The 18,479-nt window shown below is 36.4% G+C and carries 15 protein-coding genes; 7 read left to right on the top strand and 8 right to left on the bottom strand.

What is annotated here, in order from left to right:
• Positions 1 to 3 precede the first annotated feature (3 nt).
• Positions 4 to 723, bottom strand: coding sequence for a hypothetical protein (locus DW721_RS06880; protein ID WP_118745257.1), 720 nt, complete (start codon positions 721 to 723; stop codon positions 4 to 6).
• A 3-nt stretch (positions 724 to 726) separates the two neighbouring features.
• Entirely contained in the window at positions 727 to 1,260 is a 534-nt protein-coding gene (locus DW721_RS06875) for a hypothetical protein (protein WP_118745256.1), read from the bottom strand.
• Between the two features lie 237 nt (positions 1,261 to 1,497).
• Here DW721_RS06875 and DW721_RS06870 point away from each other — a divergent pair, with 237 nt between their 5' ends.
• The gene (locus DW721_RS06870; RefSeq protein ID WP_118745255.1) at positions 1,498 to 3,054 is read left to right on the top strand and encodes a recombinase family protein; all 1,557 of its coding nucleotides are present in this window, start codon (positions 1,498 to 1,500) and stop codon (positions 3,052 to 3,054) included.
• A 76-nt stretch (positions 3,055 to 3,130) separates the two neighbouring features.
• Here DW721_RS06870 and DW721_RS06865 read toward each other — a convergent pair whose 3' ends face one another.
• Entirely contained in the window at positions 3,131 to 3,508 is a 378-nt protein-coding gene (locus tag DW721_RS06865) for a polysaccharide deacetylase family protein (RefSeq protein WP_347560361.1), read from the bottom strand.
• Between the two features lie 173 nt (positions 3,509 to 3,681).
• Between DW721_RS06865 and DW721_RS06860 the strand changes: the two genes are divergently transcribed.
• A complete protein-coding gene (locus tag DW721_RS06860; RefSeq protein ID WP_118745253.1) occupies positions 3,682 to 4,194 on the top strand; it encodes a hypothetical protein in 513 nt (170 codons plus the stop codon).
• Between the two features lie 169 nt (positions 4,195 to 4,363).
• Positions 4,364 to 6,016, top strand: a complete 1,653-nt coding sequence (locus tag DW721_RS06855) for a Na/Pi cotransporter family protein (protein WP_118745252.1) — start codon at positions 4,364 to 4,366, stop codon at positions 6,014 to 6,016.
• A gap of 269 nt (positions 6,017 to 6,285) precedes the next feature.
• Here the strand turns inward: DW721_RS06855 and DW721_RS06850 are convergent, their stop codons facing one another.
• The 4 genes from DW721_RS06850 to DW721_RS06835 all read right to left on the bottom strand — a co-directional run bounded on the left by DW721_RS06850 (position 6,286) and on the right by DW721_RS06835 (position 11,882).
• Positions 6,286 to 7,296 carry an Ig-like domain-containing protein gene (locus DW721_RS06850; protein WP_243035968.1) on the bottom strand — a complete coding sequence of 337 codons (1,011 nt, stop codon included), beginning with the start codon at positions 7,294 to 7,296 and terminating at the stop codon, positions 6,286 to 6,288.
• Between the two features lie 102 nt (positions 7,297 to 7,398).
• Positions 7,399 to 8,415, bottom strand: a complete 1,017-nt coding sequence (locus DW721_RS06845) for a GNAT family N-acetyltransferase (protein WP_118745251.1) — start codon at positions 8,413 to 8,415, stop codon at positions 7,399 to 7,401.
• Between the two features lie 8 nt (positions 8,416 to 8,423).
• The gene (locus DW721_RS06840; RefSeq protein WP_118745250.1) at positions 8,424 to 9,089 is read right to left on the bottom strand and encodes a hypothetical protein; all 666 of its coding nucleotides are present in this window, start codon (positions 9,087 to 9,089) and stop codon (positions 8,424 to 8,426) included.
• Positions 9,090 to 9,104: 15 nt separating this feature from the next.
• Entirely contained in the window at positions 9,105 to 11,882 is a 2,778-nt protein-coding gene (locus tag DW721_RS06835) for a transglycosylase domain-containing protein (protein ID WP_182436244.1), read from the bottom strand.
• Positions 11,883 to 12,168: 286 nt separating this feature from the next.
• Here DW721_RS06835 and DW721_RS06830 point away from each other — a divergent pair, with 286 nt between their 5' ends.
• The 4 genes from DW721_RS06830 to argH all read left to right on the top strand — a co-directional run bounded on the left by DW721_RS06830 (position 12,169) and on the right by argH (position 17,422).
• On the top strand, positions 12,169 to 13,038 hold the full coding sequence (locus DW721_RS06830; protein ID WP_022014472.1) for a prephenate dehydrogenase/arogenate dehydrogenase family protein: 870 nt from the start codon (positions 12,169 to 12,171) through the stop codon (positions 13,036 to 13,038).
• A 15-nt stretch (positions 13,039 to 13,053) separates the two neighbouring features.
• Positions 13,054 to 15,438 (top strand): UvrD-helicase domain-containing protein, encoded by a 2,385-nt coding sequence (locus DW721_RS06825; protein ID WP_118745248.1) that lies wholly within the window; start codon positions 13,054 to 13,056, stop codon positions 15,436 to 15,438.
• A 195-nt stretch (positions 15,439 to 15,633) separates the two neighbouring features.
• Positions 15,634 to 15,900 carry a hypothetical protein gene (locus DW721_RS06820; protein WP_022014474.1) on the top strand — a complete coding sequence of 89 codons (267 nt, stop codon included), beginning with the start codon at positions 15,634 to 15,636 and terminating at the stop codon, positions 15,898 to 15,900.
• A 148-nt stretch (positions 15,901 to 16,048) separates the two neighbouring features.
• Positions 16,049 to 17,422 carry an argininosuccinate lyase gene (argH, locus tag DW721_RS06815; protein WP_118745247.1) on the top strand — a complete coding sequence of 458 codons (1,374 nt, stop codon included), beginning with the start codon at positions 16,049 to 16,051 and terminating at the stop codon, positions 17,420 to 17,422.
• A gap of 90 nt (positions 17,423 to 17,512) precedes the next feature.
• Here the strand turns inward: argH and DW721_RS06810 are convergent, their stop codons facing one another.
• Entirely contained in the window at positions 17,513 to 18,454 is a 942-nt protein-coding gene (locus DW721_RS06810; protein WP_022014476.1) for a magnesium transporter CorA family protein, read from the bottom strand.
• Positions 18,455 to 18,479: the final 25 nt, after the last annotated feature.

The following is an 18,479-nucleotide window of genomic DNA, read 5'->3' as shown; positions in this document are numbered from 1 at the left end:
AAATCACTCCTCTATATGTATAAGTTTCATAGTACATGGATTACCTCTCCACATAAATTTTCTAACTCTCCCCTCTACATAAAGCTCAGTATGTATTTTACCTTCCCATCTTATAGTTTTATTCGATACAAATGCTAATCTAAAATATAACTTTCCATCTTTTTCCCCAAAAGACACAATCTTATTTAAATCAACTTTTACTTCTTTACAATCATCCGAAATTTTCAGAATTCCGTCATACTGCTCTTTTCTATCTATTTCAATCGCTGTATAATCAGTATTGCATATTTTCAAATATGCTGGTTTATTGCTTCCAAAAACTTTTTTTAAAATTTTATTTCTATAATCAACTTTAAGTATAAAATTTAAATACGAAGCTCTCTGACAATCAACTTCTAGCTCACTTAACCCTCTAGGATTTTCTATTCCTATTTCTACCTTAATTGGTGATGCCAAACATTGTATAGCTGTATTTAATATTAAAGTTATAAATGCAGAATCAACTGCTACACTTGTGCTTGAAAATTCAGTCAAATTCTCTATTCTTATTTTTAACGCACTCAAAATACTTACACTTATACTTGTCCTAGAAAAATAAAATACTAATATACATAGAGGTGGCAAAAATTTTATTAAAAAATTAAGACCCTCTTCTCTTCCTAATACACTTATTATGATACATATAACAATTAATATTATAATAATAAATACCAATATCTTCATAAACTATACAATTTCCCTCAATAAATCAATTACCTCATCACATATACTTTCTACATCTATAGCAACAACCCCGTTATTATAAATATAAAACGAACACTTTCTTTGTTCCTTTTCAATCCAAAAACTCATATAATTCAAATCAATTCCCTCATCATAATTATACCATTGCAACAAATCCAATAATCTATGCATACTAATATCTTTGTCAATATTATTATTAATGTTATTTATCCATTCACCTATCAAAAGATTGTCATCATTAAACAGTTCGTTGAAGTGTATTTCCTTAATGGTTACACCTTTTTTAACCATACATATTAAAATTTTATAAAAAATACTTGTTGTTATTATATATTGCATTGCTGAGAGCTCAGACATATCATCCAGTAACTTCTTGTATCCATTTTTCATATAATCGTATTCAACAGCTAAAACAGACTCCGTTATTCTTATAAAATTTCTTTTTTCATTTAACTTTTTTAATGTAAAATCCACTTTATTTTTACTAATCTTAAAAATTTTATATTGTCTTTGCATGATAAAGTCCTCCTCTCTTTAAATATATTCCTCTACTACATCATTATAACATAACAAAGAAAAAAAGTAAAAAAAAATACACCTTTTTTCAAAAAAATTCAATTTTATTATACTTTTTGCCCATTTTTTATCAAATTTGCTTTTTCATACTACCTATTGTATATTAAATCTATCATCTACAAACTTTTATAATTTTCTGTATCCAAAATTTACGCAACTAATAAAGGAGGTCACCACATGGTAGCCATATATGTCCGCCAATCACTCGACAAAAAAGACTCCCTCTCCATCGAGTCACAGATAAACGACTGCATCACGCTTTGCAAAAGAAACGGCTGGGATGATTACCAAGTCTACAAAGACAAAGGCTGGTCTGCAAAAAACCTCGACCGTCCGGAGTTTCAGAAAATGAACAATGATGTTGAAGCTGGGAAAATAAAGGCTGTTGTCTGCTACAAGATTGACCGTATAAGCCGAAGCATCCGTGACCTTGTTAATCTTATCGAGGATTATCATGAACTCGGTGTTCACTTTGTTTCTTTTGCCGACAATATCAACACTGCTGCCCCCGGCGGTCTTATGATGGCTACTCTCTTTGGCTCGCTGGCACAGATGGAGCGTGAAGCTATCATCGCAAGAGTGACAGACAACTACTATTACCGCTGTGAACTTGGTTATTGGGGTGGCGGTCCTGCTCCGTACGGCTTTAACCTTAAAAAGATTGTGGAGAACGGCCAGAAGCACACTGTTCTTGAGATAAACGAACGGGAAGCGGCGGTGGTAAAACAGTTCTTTAAATGGTATCTCGAACCTGATGGAACTATATATGAGATACTTAAAAAGGCGGACAAAGCGGGTATCACGACACGAAAAGGCGGTGCATGGACTTCCAGAGTTATTTCCGAGCTCTTATCCAAGCCCATGTATGCCCCTAACTCTATGGATATTTACAATTTTTATGCAGCACAGGGAGTGCGTGTGCGTGTTACTCCTGAACAGTGCGACGGCAAACTTTCTCTCAATGTTTTTGGCCGGCGTGACAGAGGTAGCAAACATCCAAAGCGTTCCCGCCCGGTAAATGAAATGACTCTCGCTATCTGTAAAAATCCACCGATTATCGACAGTGATACTTTCCTTAAAACACAATTTAAGAAAAAAGCTAAGTTACAGGTTTCTCCACGCACCGGCACAGCAAAAACGACAATGCTCAGCGGTCTTGTAAAGTGTGCCGTATGTGGCAGGGCAATGTCTCCTAGCGGCAGTTCCCGTGGTGTCAGATATTTTACCTGTTCCGGTAAGAGAAATTATGCAGCCGGTACTTGTACTTCAAAAAGTATAAAGGTATCGGCTTTAGAAAAAATTGTCATTGATGATATTCTCCGATATGCAACAAATCCAAAAGTCATTGATATGTTTCATGCAATGCAAGGCTCTAAACTCACGGCAGAACAAAGCCATGAAGTAAATCTTTTACAGCAGGAGGCGGCAAAACTTGACATTGAGATTGATAATCTTTTAGATGCCTGCTCTGCCGGTAATACTACCGCCATTGAATATCTGAACAAACGAATTGAAAAGATTGATACCAGAAAACACGAAATCCTAACCAGAATAAATGAGATTAAAAGAGACACAGAAAATGTCATCAACCTTTTTTCAGGCATTGAGATTGAAAATGTCCCCTACATTCTTGCACATGGTTCCATAGATGAAAAAAAGAATGTATGTCAGTTTTTACTGAGTAGTGTCTTGTTCACAAACGCTGATGATGTAAAAGTCTATTATAAGATGTAAACTATATTGACATTTTCACCGTATTGTATATATTATATTAACAAAAAGCCCTGTTTTATGGGCTTTTTGTTGTACTTCATACAGCGTCTAGTGTATCAACATCCCACTGTATCGCATGATAACCACATTTTTCTGCACTTTCAATAAGCACATCATTATAATCACCATATGGTGGTCTGAAAACTTTCATGTCATATCCGGTGAGCTTTTTTACTTTATTATGTACTTTCATTATTTCATCTTCACATTCAGCCGCAGAAATTGTTGACATTTGTTTGTGGTTTTGACTGTGGTTTCCAAGTTCGTGACCTGCCTTATATAGTGCCTTTACATCATCAGGATAAGTATCGACCCAGCCACCGGTCATAAAGAAAGTTACATGCACATTTTTCTCCTTTAGTGTTTTTATAATTGACTGTGTGTCTTCATTCCCCCAGGGAGCGTGTTTCCTGATGTAAACTCCTAAATCTTCAAATTGACTAACCTGCTTTTTAATGCTACAATCGCAAATGTAGAAACTGCAAAACTAACCATATGTTATGTTAATCATACAAATATATTTGAGCAAGAATTATAACATTTTCTCAAATACCTAAAATTACACACTGCAGGAAAGGAGGTTATACGATGAATATCAGGAAATATTTTACCAGCAGATTTTTTATTATACTTCTCATTTTACTCCCTGCCATATGCACCGATTCACTTTTGACTAATGAATTGTCAGGTACAGTGCACTTTCAGACTATAGCTCCTTTCTTTTTACAAACAGAAAATGACATATCTGCAAATAAATTATATGCAAATGCTACATCAACAGATAATACCACCGCAAATGATGAACAGGGCGGTGTTTCTTTATCCGGAACAGATGATAATTCTCTGTATCATTATGAACTTATCTGCACGACAAACACGCTGAGCATTTCTGAAAATTTTCAATTTAATGAGCTGATAAACCGCATACGAAAACAAGGAGGAATTTTAGATTTTTCCTTTATTTTCATGCCCGTTTTTATATTATCTGCATTATATCCTGTCTGTTCTGAATACATTTCTTTACATTTTTCAAAAACAACCGAAATCGTAACCTGTTATCTTCATAGATCCGACGGCAAAAAAAAGAATGGCTTAATATAATAGTTTTCTATGTGATTATGATGTTAATATCAAAACAATACACTACAATTAACCAAGTTGAAATCAATGGTTGATTCTTGACTTAAAGTCCAAAAGACAGATATTATTTTTTAATTAATGCATCATATAAAATCACTATACTTTCTTTTTTTAGGAGGATTTTTAATTTATGAGCCTTTCAAATATAATGGGATTACTAGGCGGTCTTGCTCTATTCCTTTATGGAATGCAGATGATGAGCAATGGCCTTGAACAGACTGCAAGAAATCAGATGAGAGATATTCTCAAAAAAATAACTTCAAACAGGATAACCGGTGTTCTTACCGGTGCACTTATCACGGCTGTCATTCAGTCTTCTTCCGCAACTACGGTTATGGTTGTCGGTTTTGTTAATTCAGGAATAATGAATCTTGAACAGGCAACCTGGATAATAATGGGAGCAAATATTGGAACTACAATCACAGGACAGCTCATTGCACTTGATGTCGGTGCCATTGCCCCGCTTTTTGCATTTATAGGTGTAGCAGCAGTTGTATTTCAGAAAAATGAAAAACTTAAACATGTCGGTGAGATACTCGCCGGTCTTGGTGTTTTGTTCATCGGTATGAACATGATGAGTTCCGCAATGAAACCTCTTGCCAATGAGCCGCAATTTGTAAATATGCTTACAAAGGTTGAAAACCCTATTGTCGGAATACTCATGGGTATGGTATTTACTGCGATAATACAGTCTTCTTCCGCTTCGGTCGGAATACTTCAGGCACTTGCCGCAAGCGGTGTCATAGGGCTTGACAGTGCTGCATTTATCCTTTTTGGTCAGAATATCGGTACATGTATAACTGCACTTCTCGCATCTATCGGAACTACAACAAATGCAAAAAGGACAACTCTTATACATATCATTTTTAATGTATTCGGTACTATCGTGTTCACTATATTATGCCTGATAACACCTCTTATCAGCATTATGCAGCATATTACACCTGCATCTGTTCCTTCGCAGATAGCCAATCTTCACACATTGTTTAATATCGTCACGACACTGCTTTTGCTTCCTATCGGCAGTTTTCTTCCAAAAGCCGCTTCTCTTATACTGCGTGACCGCAAAGATGAAGCACACCCCAAAAACGGCATGTTTGTAAAATATCTTTTAGATCCAAAGAATGTGCATACAGAAACAACCATGATTTCTGTTATATGCATCGAGGGAATACGAAACGAGCTTTCAAGAATGACGGCAATGGCAAAAGAAAATGTGCACGACTCTTTTGATGTATTTGAGCATTGTGATGAAAAAAAATTTAAAGAAGTTGAAAACCGCGAAGAATACGTGGACTTTCTCAACAAGGAAATATCGAGTTATATAACTAATGCAATTACACATGAAGCGACAAAAGCCGGCAGCCAGATATTCAACTCATTTTATACGGTCACAAGCAATGTCGAACGAATAAGTGACCATGCTGTCAATATTGCTGGATATTACAAGATGATACATGAAAAAAATATTATTTTTTCTGACAACGCCAATCTTGAGATAGCTGAAATAAAAGATACCTGTGACCAGACTATGGATATGCTTCTTGAAAAACCTGAAAATATTGTCAAATGGCATGAAAATGTGACCTGTATGGAACAAAAAATAGATGATATGACCGAACATTTCCGTAATAATATGTATGAGCGTATTCAGGATGGAAAATGCTCTGACGAGGGCAGCATACTCTTTTCAGAAATGCTTACTGATTTTGAGAGGATAGGCGACCATGCACTCAATATTTCAAATGAGATACTAAAGATAACAATGAAAGAAATCGTGTAAAAACAGCTAAAATGTTTTAATTTAATATTTAACATAAAAAAGAGCAAAACCAGCGTTTTGCTCCTGGCATTACATTACTTTACGAGCATTTTCTTATGCAATAAAAACAATCCCGGAAAATCTTCTCTTTTGATCTTCCGGGATTTTAACTTAATTATTTTAGTCGGGCTGATATTTGAACTCCTATCTGCTGCCCGATTATAACACTATCAGCTGCTATCGCATCATATCAGAAAGTGCTTCATCAATAGTGTTAAATTTTATACAGACTATTTCTTATACATAATCATACCGGAAACCTTTGGTGCAGCAATATTTCTTAAATCAGCTTTTTTAATCTTGACATTCTTTTTTGCAATAGTATATTTAACATACTTTTTACCACCACTCTTAAGTGTTATCTTTTTATTTTTTACTGTATATGAACAAATTTTTTTTCCATCCAGTGTCTTTACCTGAATATTAATCTTTTTTATCATTGTTGCCATATACTGTGTATTATTTAATATATTGGCCTTTAATACAATATTTCCTTTTTTATCATAAGATATATTATAAACATCCACTCCTGATTTTCCATATGGCAAAGATGACACTGCCTGTTTACTTCTCGAATAAACATTTTTCTTTACATCTACCGTGCACTTTAATTCTGTTTTATCTGAAAGTGTTGCTGTAATAATTGCCGTTCCGTTTTTCTTTGCACTTACAACACCTGTAGAAGATACTGTTGCAACTGCCTTGTTGCTTGTCGACCACTTTACACTATCTGATGTGTTACTTACAGAGAGCTTGTGGTTAAATCCTGCCGTCAATGTAATTTTAGTGTTACTTATCTGTGCATCTTCTGAAGTTTTCTGAACAACTTCTAAATCATAATACACTGCCGACTTAAATGAAAATACAGCCTTATATGATGCGTCCGCTGATGGTTTCCATGAATCTCCCCAATAATACAGGTCTGACTGCCCTTCTGACTGATGCCAGTCACTTGAATTGATAGCAAACGACTCCAAATAAGTTCCATCTTTGTAATATGATATCATTCCATCCGCTACACTCTGAGAATAAATGAAGAAATACACACTCTTTCCTGCCTCAACTGAAAACTCATGTGTCTGCTCTACACCTGCCTCAGCATTCACATCCCCACTTGAATAAATACTTTTTAAATCATTTTCTGCTGCACTGCTCTTTTTACCAACGCACCAAACACTTCCTACCGTTACTGCTGCTGCCATTAAAAGGACACCAGCTTTTTTTAATAATCCTGTTTTCATTTTTTCCTCCTTTGATTCTTAAAACCAGACTTACTTTTATTTGTTTTCATTTTCAGAAAGCTTTTTAAATTATATCACAATATTTACTTTTTTTTCCAAATATTATTTTATTTTTATATTATAGAAATACACATCGTCCATATCTTTTACTTCACATTCATACCCGGATTTTTTTATGACTTTTTTCCAAAATTTAACCGAGCCTTTATTTGCTTTTAATGCACATACGGAGCATATGCCTTTATTTATACTCCATACAGCTTCTATCAATTCTTCTGCTATGTGCTGTTTTCTATATGCTTTTAGTATAAATAATTCCTCAATATAAAAATCTGCTTCATCAGGTTCTCTTTCCCTGTCCGGTACTAAAAACACAATAAGTCCTGCAATTTTCCCTTTTACTTTAATTATAAACGGCTGTTTTTCCGACATTTCAAAATATTCTGAAACTTTATCCGGTATAAAAAGTGCATCCTCTGTCATACATTCTCCCATCCATTCGGCATATGATGACATTTCGTATATATAGAGGTTAAATAATCTTTCAAATACTCTCCTATTTTCACTTGCTTCTGACAGATAAAATCTTTTGCTTGAAATAGCTGCTGACCGTTCTTCAGCGTCTATACCACATATTTTCTTTATAAATTCCTGATGTTTTTTTGCCGGCTCGCTAAAAATAAAATTTCTTATATCACCAGTGTCCCTTATCGCCAGCTTTCCGGCATATTCCATACCAACATGGTCGCACCACCTTTTATATCCGATTTCAAAAGGCTCAACCGCATAACCTTCATCATAACCATGAGATACCATTATGGCACTTTTTATCTTTATACCACTTTCTTTTCTCCTGCCATCAAAATAATCCTCATTTTCAAATGCAAAATCCATGAGTTCTTTTACCGCATCACTGCAATAAAATGAATGAATTGGAGTGGCTATTATGACAACATCATATTTTTTTATCTCTTCAGCTACAAAATCAACTTCTTCTTCATACAGATTAAATAAATCGTATTTTATTTTCATGTCCTTTAAATATGCTGCTGCATTATCACACATAATAGCCGTATTTCCATTTGGATTTTCACTTCCCGATAATATACAAACTTTCATAACTTTACCTATGCCTTTATAAAAGATAATATTCCATCTACAAAACCAAGACCAAGCTTATACAGACAATAAAGAAGAACTATTGCCAGTATCCATACTAAAACCTTATAGATAAGGTATCCTCTTGCAAAGTCTTTTCTCTCTTCAGATGTTTTTTTACTAAATGCAAGTACGAGAACATATATGAAACCGATTATAGGAATATTCATGTAACAGATCGTCTGAAACCATCCTCCTGCCCTTCCTATCTTTTCAATCCTTTCATTTTTCTTCTGTTCTTTTATCTCTGGAGAAACCTCAGGCTTTTTTTCTTTTTCTACAGCATTCTTTATTTTCCTGTCATTTAACACTTTAATTTTTTTTCTATCCGCATCAGCCACTCTGACAGGATTTTCCGCCTTATTGTCATCCTCCCGTTTTTTCAAATGAGCTTGAACAGGCTTATATGCCTTTTTTTTCATGTCAACATCTTCATCTTTTGTTCTTTTAACTCTCTCAGTCTTTTTTTTCACCGGTTGTTTTGGTGGCTTCTCCTCTTTTTTTTCATTGTCAGTCAGGGAAGCCGCCCCAAAATACTCCTCATGTGTGGCAACAATATCTTTAAGCGACATCTCTTTAAAAGAGGAGTCGATGCTTTTTACAAGCTCATCTATATCATTTTTATTTTCTTCCATTTATCACTTCCTCCTCTATTCCTCTTCCTGAGGTTCTTCCGTTGCCACCGGTTCACTTGTATCTGTTGGCGTCTGATTTTTTTTGTTACTTTCTCCCTTTACCGGAAGTTCCTCAAGTTCTTTCTTATACATATCAAACATCGCTTTAAGATTATAATATTCTGAGTAACCCTTACAAGCATCTAGAGCTTCTTTTGCCGAATCAATAAGAATCTGCATATTTGACGGCTGATACAAATAACCATGCATCCTCTTTATTCTTGTTCTTGCAAGCTCTATCTTATTTTTGTAAATCTGATTTTTCAAAGCTCTCTCTGAATCATTTTTCTTCTTCTCTGCAAGACGTTCGTTCTCCTCTTTTTGCTGTTTTTCATATGCTTTTACCACTTTCTTCCAGCTTACTGTCTCGTCCTTTAAAGAGTCATATTTATTTCTTGCCCTTACCGCATAATCTGTTCTTACATCATCATCCACGATACTTGATATCATGTCCGTAAGTTCCTTATAATCATTTTCCAAATCGTAGTAATCGGCGATATTACTGATATACCTCTTTTCAAAATTCTTGAGTTTTTTAAGCACTTCTTTCTGATATTTTTTATCCTTAAGTACCTGAACTTCATCTGCTTTCTCAGAGAGAATTGTCTTTGAAAAATAATCCATACCATATGTTCTTTTGCTGCTTCCTGAAATAGCTGTTCCCTCTATGATATTTCCATTTCCATCATATTTTGCAAGACTTATCGTAGACGGCATAATAAAGTCTTCCGGTTTTAATTTTTTATGAATATCATCCATATAATCTTTCCATATAACACCCGGAATAGAAGCACCTGAAGCCCCTGGCATTGCTCTAGGAGTGTCATAACCAGCCCAAACTACAGTTGTATAATACTTCGTATATCCGCAGAACCACACATCCTTACTTGAATTTGTCGTACCGGTCTTACCTGCACATATCTGACCGTTATCAAGTTTTAATTTGCGTCCCGTTCCGTATGACTCATTAAATACTCCCTTTAACACATCAGTCATCATCCATGCAGCATCCTGTGAATAAACCTGATCTTTTTCATTGTTATTCTTGTAAACTACACCGTCAGAAACATGTTCTATTTTCTTGATGCAGGTCCTGTCACTGTAACTTCCGTTGTTTGCAAGCGTTGAAAATCCTTTTGCCATATCGACTACACGCACACCCTCTGTAAATCCACCAAGAGAAAGTGCCATATTGTCATTATCAATATAACTTATATTATGGAAATGAAGCTTATCAAGGAATGACAATCCGTATTTTACGGTAATATTGTCAAGCACCTGCCATGCTACTGTATTGAGCGACCTTGCTACTGCCTCTCTTATCCTTACATTTCCATGATAACCGCCACCTGCATTTGATGGTCCGTTTGCAAATTTATGGTCATTTACTATGGTAGACGGGGAATACATACCGGATTCAAATCCAGGAGTATAGTCAATAAGCGGTTTAATCGCACTTCCTGACTGTCTTGCAGCAAGATATGCCCTGTTGTACTGGTCATTTTTTCCACGGCCCCCAACAATCGCCTCGACATAGTTTGTCTCATTATTGATACATACCGCTGCCCCCTGAAGTGCATATTTGCCAGTATCACCATCTTTTTCTTTATTAAATGAAAGTCCGTTATCTACTGCCTTTTGAAGCTTTTTCTGTTTCTTCATATTTATTGAAGTATAAAGCTTATATCCGCCTGAACGTATGCTCTCTATTTTTTCGCTATATACTTTTGAATATTGTTTATTGTATTTCTGATAATCTTCTTTTGAATCAAATACATATTTAAACTTGAAATTTTCTTTTTCCATAAGTGATATGGCTGCACAATGGATAGCATAGCTCATAACATAGCTCTCTTTACTGCCACCTTTTTCCGAAAACTGCTTTATATTTAATTTCTTTTTCAGTGCGGATTTGTACTCTTTAGGTGTAATAACACCCTCTTTACACATAATCCTTAAAACACTGTTTCTCTTTTTTAATGCTGCCTTTGGATGAAGAACAGGATTGTATGATGCAGGGCTGTTTGACAGTCCTATAAGCATCGCTGCCTCATGTGGTTCTAAGTCTGCACACTTCTTCCCAAAATAATATTTGCTTGCCGCACCAACACCATAACATTTGTTTCCATAAAAGTTACTATTACAATAAAACTCCATAATCTGAGCTTTTGTAAATTTACTCTCTATCGTCGGTGCAAGGAGTATCTCTGCAATCTTTCTTGTGTAACTCTTGTTCTGCGTGAGCAGGTTGTTCTTTATAACCTGCTGTGTAATCGTACTTCCACCCTGTGTTATCTCCATGTTGTGTTTCAAAAGCGAAACACCTGCTCTCATCGTGGCAACAAGGTCCACACCTCCGTGTGTCTTAAATCGCTTGTCCTCCACGGCAATATAACCCTCATAAATATATGGCGATACATCATTTATCTTGACATATTTATAACTTCCGGCATTTACTGAACCTACTTGCTTACCCTTTGAGTCATATACCACCGTGTCTTCTTTCATTACAAAATCATCTTCACTAAGATGAACAAGTTTGTCAAATACTTCCTCTCTTGCCTCTGTAAACATAGGAAGCACTTTGACATATACACACAAACCTACTATTCCGCCTATCACCATTACTGATGCCAGAATACCCATAGCAGTTCCTATTATATTGGAAATAACTCCTGCATAACTGCCTATTACTCCTGCTATGATACGGAATACATCTTTCGCGTTTTTAACATATCTGCGTAAAGTGTTCATAACTTTCCTCCAACTAAAAATCAAATACGGCTTATTTTTCACCAAAACAGCCCATCTTATATCAAATGCCATGGATTGCAATATTGCTATCCGCTTTTGACCCTTGCATCATATAATACTATTTTTTGAGATATGTGTAAAGTTTTATTAGATTATATTGACATGATTTTTTAGCTGAATTACAATAAAAGAAGCTCTATATGAGAGGTTTTTTGTTGCTTACCGCACTATAAGTGTGAACAGTAACTTTTTCTCGTGAAGCAAAAAAATAACGAAAGGTTAAATCATGACTGAACAACTCTCTTTTAATAATTTTGGATTTATTGGATTTGGACTTATCGGTGGCTCTATAGCACACGCATTAAAAGAAATCTATCCTTCTTCCAATATTATTGCATATAACTACTATAAAATCAAAACACACAAAAAACTTGAAGCAGCAAAACAAGATGGTATCGTTGATAATATCAGCACATCACTAAGTGATTTTTCAGATTGTGATGTTATATTTCTTTGTGCTCCGGTTCTTACTAATATTTCTTATCTTAACGAACTCTCACCTTACATATCAGAAAATTGTTTACTTACTGATGTTGGAAGTGTAAAAGGAAATATCCACAAAGCCGTAGCAGAGCTTGGACTTAACAAAAATTTTATCGGTGGTCATCCAATGACCGGCTCTGAAAAAACCGGATATGCAAACTCCGACTCATCATATCTTAAAGATGCCTACTACATTCTCACTCCGACTGAGGAAGTCCCGGCTGAATATACTTCATGGCTTAAAAATTTTATAATCACTGCAGGCTCACATTGTGAGATAATGGACTATAAAACCCATGACAATGTAACTGCTGCCATAAGCCACTGCCCTCATATCATATCGGCTTCTCTTATAAATACCGTGGCTAAGCTTGATGATGACGGAAAATATGGCAGACTTGCCGCCGGCGGACTTAAGGATATAACACGCATTTCTTCTTCTTCCCCCGAAATGTGGCAAAATATCTGTCTTTCAAACCCAGATGCAATAGTTTCATTTCTCAACAGATACATTGCTACTCTTACAAATGCGAAAGAAGCAGTTATAAGTGGTGATTCAGACAAACTGATGCAATTTTTTGAAAGTGCAAAAAAATATCGTGATAAACTTTAATAAATGGAGGTAACAATGAATATATTAGAAGGACTGAACCCCGAACAGGAAAAAGCTGTTAAACATTTTCAGGGACCTCTCCTTATACTTGCAGGTGCAGGCTCCGGTAAAACAAGGGTTCTTACACACAGAATAGCCTTTTTGATAAATGAATACAGAGTAAAACCTTGGAACATTTTAGCACTCACATTTACAAACAAGGCTGCCGGTGAGATGCGTGAGCGTGTGCAGTCACTCCTTGCAGAACAGGCTGATGATATATGGGTGAGCACTTTTCACTCAACCTGCGTCAGGATATTGCGAAGAAATATTGAGTCACTCGGTTACTCACGGAGTTTTACGATATATGACGGTGACGACCAGAAAACGCTTATGCGTGAGATAATCAAATTTCTTAACCTTGACCCGAAAAAATATAAAGAAAGAACTTTTATGAACGCTATCTCCTCAGCAAAAGACGAACTTGTCTCACCTGAGGAATACGAAAAAATGGCGATGGGCGACCACCAGAAAGAACTTTATGCAAGAGCATACAGAGAATATGAAAGACGGCTTCACGATGCCAATGCACTCGATTTTGATGACCTTATCTGTAAAACGGTACAGCTTTTTAAAGAAAACCCGGATATACTTGAATATTACCAAAACAGATTTAAGTACATAATGGTTGATGAATATCAGGACACAAACACAGCACAGTTTAGACTTATACATCTTCTTGCCAGCACAAAAGGTGATAACGGTGAGACATTGCACAATCTTTGTGTGGTAGGTGATGATGATCAGTCCATCTACAAATTTCGTGGTGCAAACATCAAAAACATACTGAATTTTGAAAACTCCTATCCTGAAACAGAAGTCATAAAACTTGAGGAAAACTATCGTTCGACCCAGAACATCCTTGATGCAGCAAATGCTGTTATTAAAAACAATCAGGTGAGAAAAGATAAGGCTCTCTGGACACAGCACGAAAAAGGTGATCTTATATATCTCTCACAATTTGATTCCGATTATGACGAGGCATCTTCCATCGCTGCTGCCATTGCAGCAGTCACAAGAAGCGGGCAGGCAGACTATAAGGACTTTGCAATTCTTTACAGAACAAATGCCCAGTCACGTATTTTCGAGGAAAAACTTGTAACAAACAATATTCCTTACAGGATAGTCGGTGCTGTAAACTTTTACCAGCGTAAAGAAATAAAAGATATGCTCGCCTATCTCCGCACGATAGAAAATGGTCTTGATGACATATCGGTAAAGCGAATAATCAATGTTCCAAAAAGAGGTATAGGACTTACAACGATAGACCGAATAACCTCTTATGCCATAGAGCATGAAACAAGTTTTTACGGAGCATTGCAAAACTGTGATTACATCGATGGTGTCAAACGAAGTACCGGAAAGATAAATTCCTTTGTAAATCTTATCGAGTCATTTAAGAGACATTTAGAGATGGACGGCTATGGTCTTGATGATCTCATAAAAGAAATCATCGACGAAACAGGTTATGTAAAGCTTCTTGAGGAAGAAGATACCGAGGAAGCAAAAGGCCGTATAGAAAATATCGAGGAACTTGTCAACAAGATTGCATCATACATTGAAAGCTGTGACGATGAAGAACCATCGCTTAGCGGTTTTCTTGAGGAGATAGCTCTTGTAGCTGATATTGACAATGTGGATGAGAGTAATGACCTTGTTCTCCTTATGACACTTCACAGTGCAAAAGGTCTTGAATTTCCGTATGTCTACCTTGTCGGCATGGAAGACGGCATCTTTCCAGGATATATGGCAGTAACAGGTGATGACCCTGAGGAGATGGAGGAAGAAAGGCGACTCTGCTATGTAGGCATAACGCGTGCACAGAAAAAACTTTCACTCAGTTGTGCTAAAGCAAGGTTTAGAAACGGCGAAATGCAATTCTACAGACCATCACGCTTTATAGATGAGATACCCCGCTATCTTATCAAGCAAACAGGTCCGGCAAAACAACAGACCACGCAGTCTGCAAAAAAACCTTCCGGAAGTTACAGTGCGGCAGACTTCCTCAAAATGCAGCCAAAAATGCAGCAAACTCCGATATATAAAAAACCAGATGCAGCAGCCACAACCTGGAATCCGCTTGCGGAAAAAAAAGCAAAACAAAAACAGCATCAGACATCAGGCATCGGACTCCTGGACAATCCTCTTATCAAAAAGGGCTTTGGAAACACTAAGGCTGCCACTGCTTCCTCTTCCACGCCTGATTATAAAACAGGTGACAGAGTTTCACACATTAAATTTGGAGAAGGTGTAGTCAAGGATATGACTGAGCATTCAGGTGATTATATGGTGACTGTTGAATTTGACAACCAAACCACACGCAAAATGATGGCTTCCTTTGCAAAACTTAAGAAAAAATAACTATTATACTACTAGATATAACGGTTATCTTATGATATAATAATGACCAAATCCAGATGCATCGCATCTGCCGCACTTCGTGCTATATGATTTTATCGTTCACAAATTCGGTACAAGAAGATAACACCTTCTCTTGCCTTGCGAATTTGTGATATATTTCAACAGACATTTTTTTAAGAAGAAAGGATGGGGATTATGAGCAACAAATTTGAAGATTTGATCAATGCAGCAAAAGTTTCTGAATTATTACACAAAAAAGAACTTGAAGAAAAGAACAAAAACGCTATCGTTATCGTTCTTGCCGTACTCGGTGCGATTGCAGCAGTAGCAGGTATCGCATTTGCGGTTTATAAGTATCTCACACCTGATTATCTTGAGGATTTTGATCCTGATGATTACTCAGATGATTTTGACGATGACTATATCGAGTTCTCTGACGGAGAACCTGAGGCTGAGGACTAATATATATTTGATATGATCTATTATCTAATTTTAATATATATTTTAGACTTAGGCAAATATTATAATTACAAGAATACCGAAGTGGATATTCCATTTCGGTATTTTAACAATTACCTGACATTATAACTGAAACGGAGGAACAACCAATATGAAACTTTGGGGAGGACGATTCACAAAGGAAACCAACCAACTCGTGCACAATTTCAATGCATCACTCTCATTTGACCAAAAATTTTATGAGGAAGACATAACAGGAAGTATCGCTCATGTAACTATGCTCGCTGAGCAGAAGATAATCTCTGATGAAGACAAAGACACTATAATCGGAGGTCTTAAATCAATTCTTGAAGATATAAAATCTGGAAAACTCATAATCAATGAGGAGCATGAGGATATACACAGTTTTGTAGAAGCTCATCTTATCGAGCGTGTCGGTGATGCCGGAAAGAAACTTCACACCGGAAGAAGCCGTAACGACCAGGTTGCACTTGATATGAAACTCTATACAAGGAAAGAAGTCCTTGAGATGGATAAGCTTCTCAAAAATCTTCTTAATAGTCTCTTAAAGATAATGAAAGAAAATCTTGACACTATAATGCCGGGATTTACTCATCTCCAGAAAGCACAGCCTATAACTCTCGCACATCACATGGGTGCATATTTTGAGATGTTTAAAAGAGACCGCTCACGCCTTAAAGATATATATGAACGCATGAACTACTGCCCACTTGGCTCAGGTGCACTTGCCGGCACTACATATCCATTAAACAGAGAGAGAACAGCAGAGCTCCTTGGTTTTTACGGTCCTACATTAAACAGTATGGACTCCGTTTCTGACAGAGATTATCTCATCGAGTTTTCATGTGCGATGTCTATTATAATGATGCATTTAAGCCGTTTTTGTGAGGAGATAATCATCTGGAACACAAACGAGTACAGATATATTGAGATAGATGATTCATACTCAACCGGCAGCAGTATTATGCCGCAGAAGAAAAACCCTGACATTGCCGAGCTTGTGCGTGGAAAGACAGGCAGGGTTTATGGCTCACTTACTTCACTTCTCACTACAATGAAAGGTCTTTCACTTGCATACAACAAAGATATGCAGGAGGACAAAGAATTTGTATTTGATGCCATCGACACTACAAAGGGATGTATTCTTCTTTTCAACGGTATGCTCGACACAATGACATTCAATAAAGACCGTATGCGTGCAAGTGCAGAAGGCGGATTTACAAATGCTACTGATGCCGCAGATTATCTTGTTAAACACGGTGTTCCATTCAGGGATGCACACGGAATTATTGGTCAGCTTGTACTTTACTGCATAGACAAAAATATATCACTTGGAGAAATGACTCTTGACGAATACAAAGCGATAAGCCCTGTATTTGAAGAAGATATATACGATGCAATAAGCATGGAAACCTGTGTCGATAAACGAAACACAATCGGTGCACCGGGACCACAGGCTATGCGTGATGTTATAAAATTATATGACGAATATCTTGCTGGGTAGAAAAGAGCAAAAACAGCGTTTTGCTCCTTTCTACTATGTTACGAACATTTTGCTATAACTAAAAAAGAAAAAGTTTTTGCAGGCTACAGCCTACAAAAACTTTTTCTTTTTTAATACTATAAGCATAACTGCACACACAATAAGTATCACTCCACAGATAATCCCAAAACCAAACGGTGTATTTGAAAACGGAACCCATTTTGAATTTACGTTCATTCCATATATTCCTGAAATAAGAGTTGGAATACCCATGACGAGCGTAACTATCGTAAGCGTCTTCATTACATTATTCAGTCTGTTGTCAATAACTGATGACATAAGTTCTCTTGTTCCATTTACTATATCTCTGTATATGCTTGTCATCTCAATAGCCTGCTGGTTCTCGACAATTACATCATCAAGCAGATCCTTATCATCAGGATACTGCTCAAGTCTTTTATATCTTGTCAGTCTGTCCATTACAACGGCATTTGCACGAAGCGATGTTGCAAAGTAGACAAGCGTTGACTCTAAGGCATGGAGATCTATAAGGTCTATATCTTCCGTATCATCATCGATTCTCTCCTCTATTTCAGTACGCTTCTTATCTATAACCCTAAGGCTGGTCTGATAGGATGATGCCACTCTAAACAATATCTGATAAACAAATCTGAGTTTTTTCTTTGTACTAAACTCCTTTACCCTTCCATTTACGAACGCTTGCAATATAGAAGTCTCCTCAGTACAGACAGTAATAATCGTATCTGATGTAAGTATGATGCCAAGCGGTATAGTAGTATATGCTTCTTTATCGTGTCTTATCTCAGTCGTAGGTATATCAATGAGAATAAGTGTATATCCATCCTCAAGCTCCACACGCGAGCTTTCCTCTTCATCAAGTGCTGCCAACAGATCTTGAATATCTATATTTAACTTTTCTGCTACTTCCTCACCTTCAGAAACCGTCGGGTTTACCATATCAATCCAGATTCCCTGAGTAAGTTCAGAAACCTCATATATCTTTTTATCATCTGTCCTGTAATACTTAACCACTTAATCTCACCAGCTTTCTTTCAGT

It is taken from the genome of Clostridium sp. AM27-31LB, assembly GCF_003480745.1.
Lineage (GTDB): Bacteria > Bacillota > Clostridia > Lachnospirales > Lachnospiraceae > Butyribacter > Butyribacter intestini.
Note: the sequence above shows the minus strand (reverse complement) of the source record. Positions and strands in the feature narration are given on the sequence as shown.

Excerpts from the sequence above, each read along its gene's own strand:
- DW721_RS06880 (WP_118745257.1), bottom strand. The coding sequence starts at position 723 with ATGAAGATATTGGTATTTATTATTATAATATTAATTGTTATATGTATC.
- DW721_RS06875 (WP_118745256.1), bottom strand. The coding sequence starts at position 1,260 with ATGCAAAGACAATATAAAATTTTTAAGATTAGTAAAAATAAAGTGGAT.
- DW721_RS06870 (WP_118745255.1), top strand. The coding sequence starts at position 1,498 with ATGGTAGCCATATATGTCCGCCAATCACTCGACAAAAAAGACTCCCTC.
- DW721_RS06860 (WP_118745253.1), top strand. The coding sequence starts at position 3,682 with ATGAATATCAGGAAATATTTTACCAGCAGATTTTTTATTATACTTCTC.
- DW721_RS06855 (WP_118745252.1), top strand. The coding sequence starts at position 4,364 with ATGAGCCTTTCAAATATAATGGGATTACTAGGCGGTCTTGCTCTATTC.
- DW721_RS06850 (WP_243035968.1), bottom strand. The coding sequence starts at position 7,296 with ATGAAAACAGGATTATTAAAAAAAGCTGGTGTCCTTTTAATGGCAGCA.
- DW721_RS06845 (WP_118745251.1), bottom strand. The coding sequence starts at position 8,415 with ATGAAAGTTTGTATATTATCGGGAAGTGAAAATCCAAATGGAAATACG.
- DW721_RS06840 (WP_118745250.1), bottom strand. The coding sequence starts at position 9,089 with ATGGAAGAAAATAAAAATGATATAGATGAGCTTGTAAAAAGCATCGAC.
- DW721_RS06835 (WP_182436244.1), bottom strand. The coding sequence starts at position 11,882 with ATGAACACTTTACGCAGATATGTTAAAAACGCGAAAGATGTATTCCGT.
- DW721_RS06830 (WP_022014472.1), top strand. The coding sequence starts at position 12,169 with ATGACTGAACAACTCTCTTTTAATAATTTTGGATTTATTGGATTTGGA.
- DW721_RS06825 (WP_118745248.1), top strand. The coding sequence starts at position 13,054 with ATGAATATATTAGAAGGACTGAACCCCGAACAGGAAAAAGCTGTTAAA.
- DW721_RS06820 (WP_022014474.1), top strand. The coding sequence starts at position 15,634 with ATGAGCAACAAATTTGAAGATTTGATCAATGCAGCAAAAGTTTCTGAA.
- argH (WP_118745247.1), top strand. The coding sequence starts at position 16,049 with ATGAAACTTTGGGGAGGACGATTCACAAAGGAAACCAACCAACTCGTG.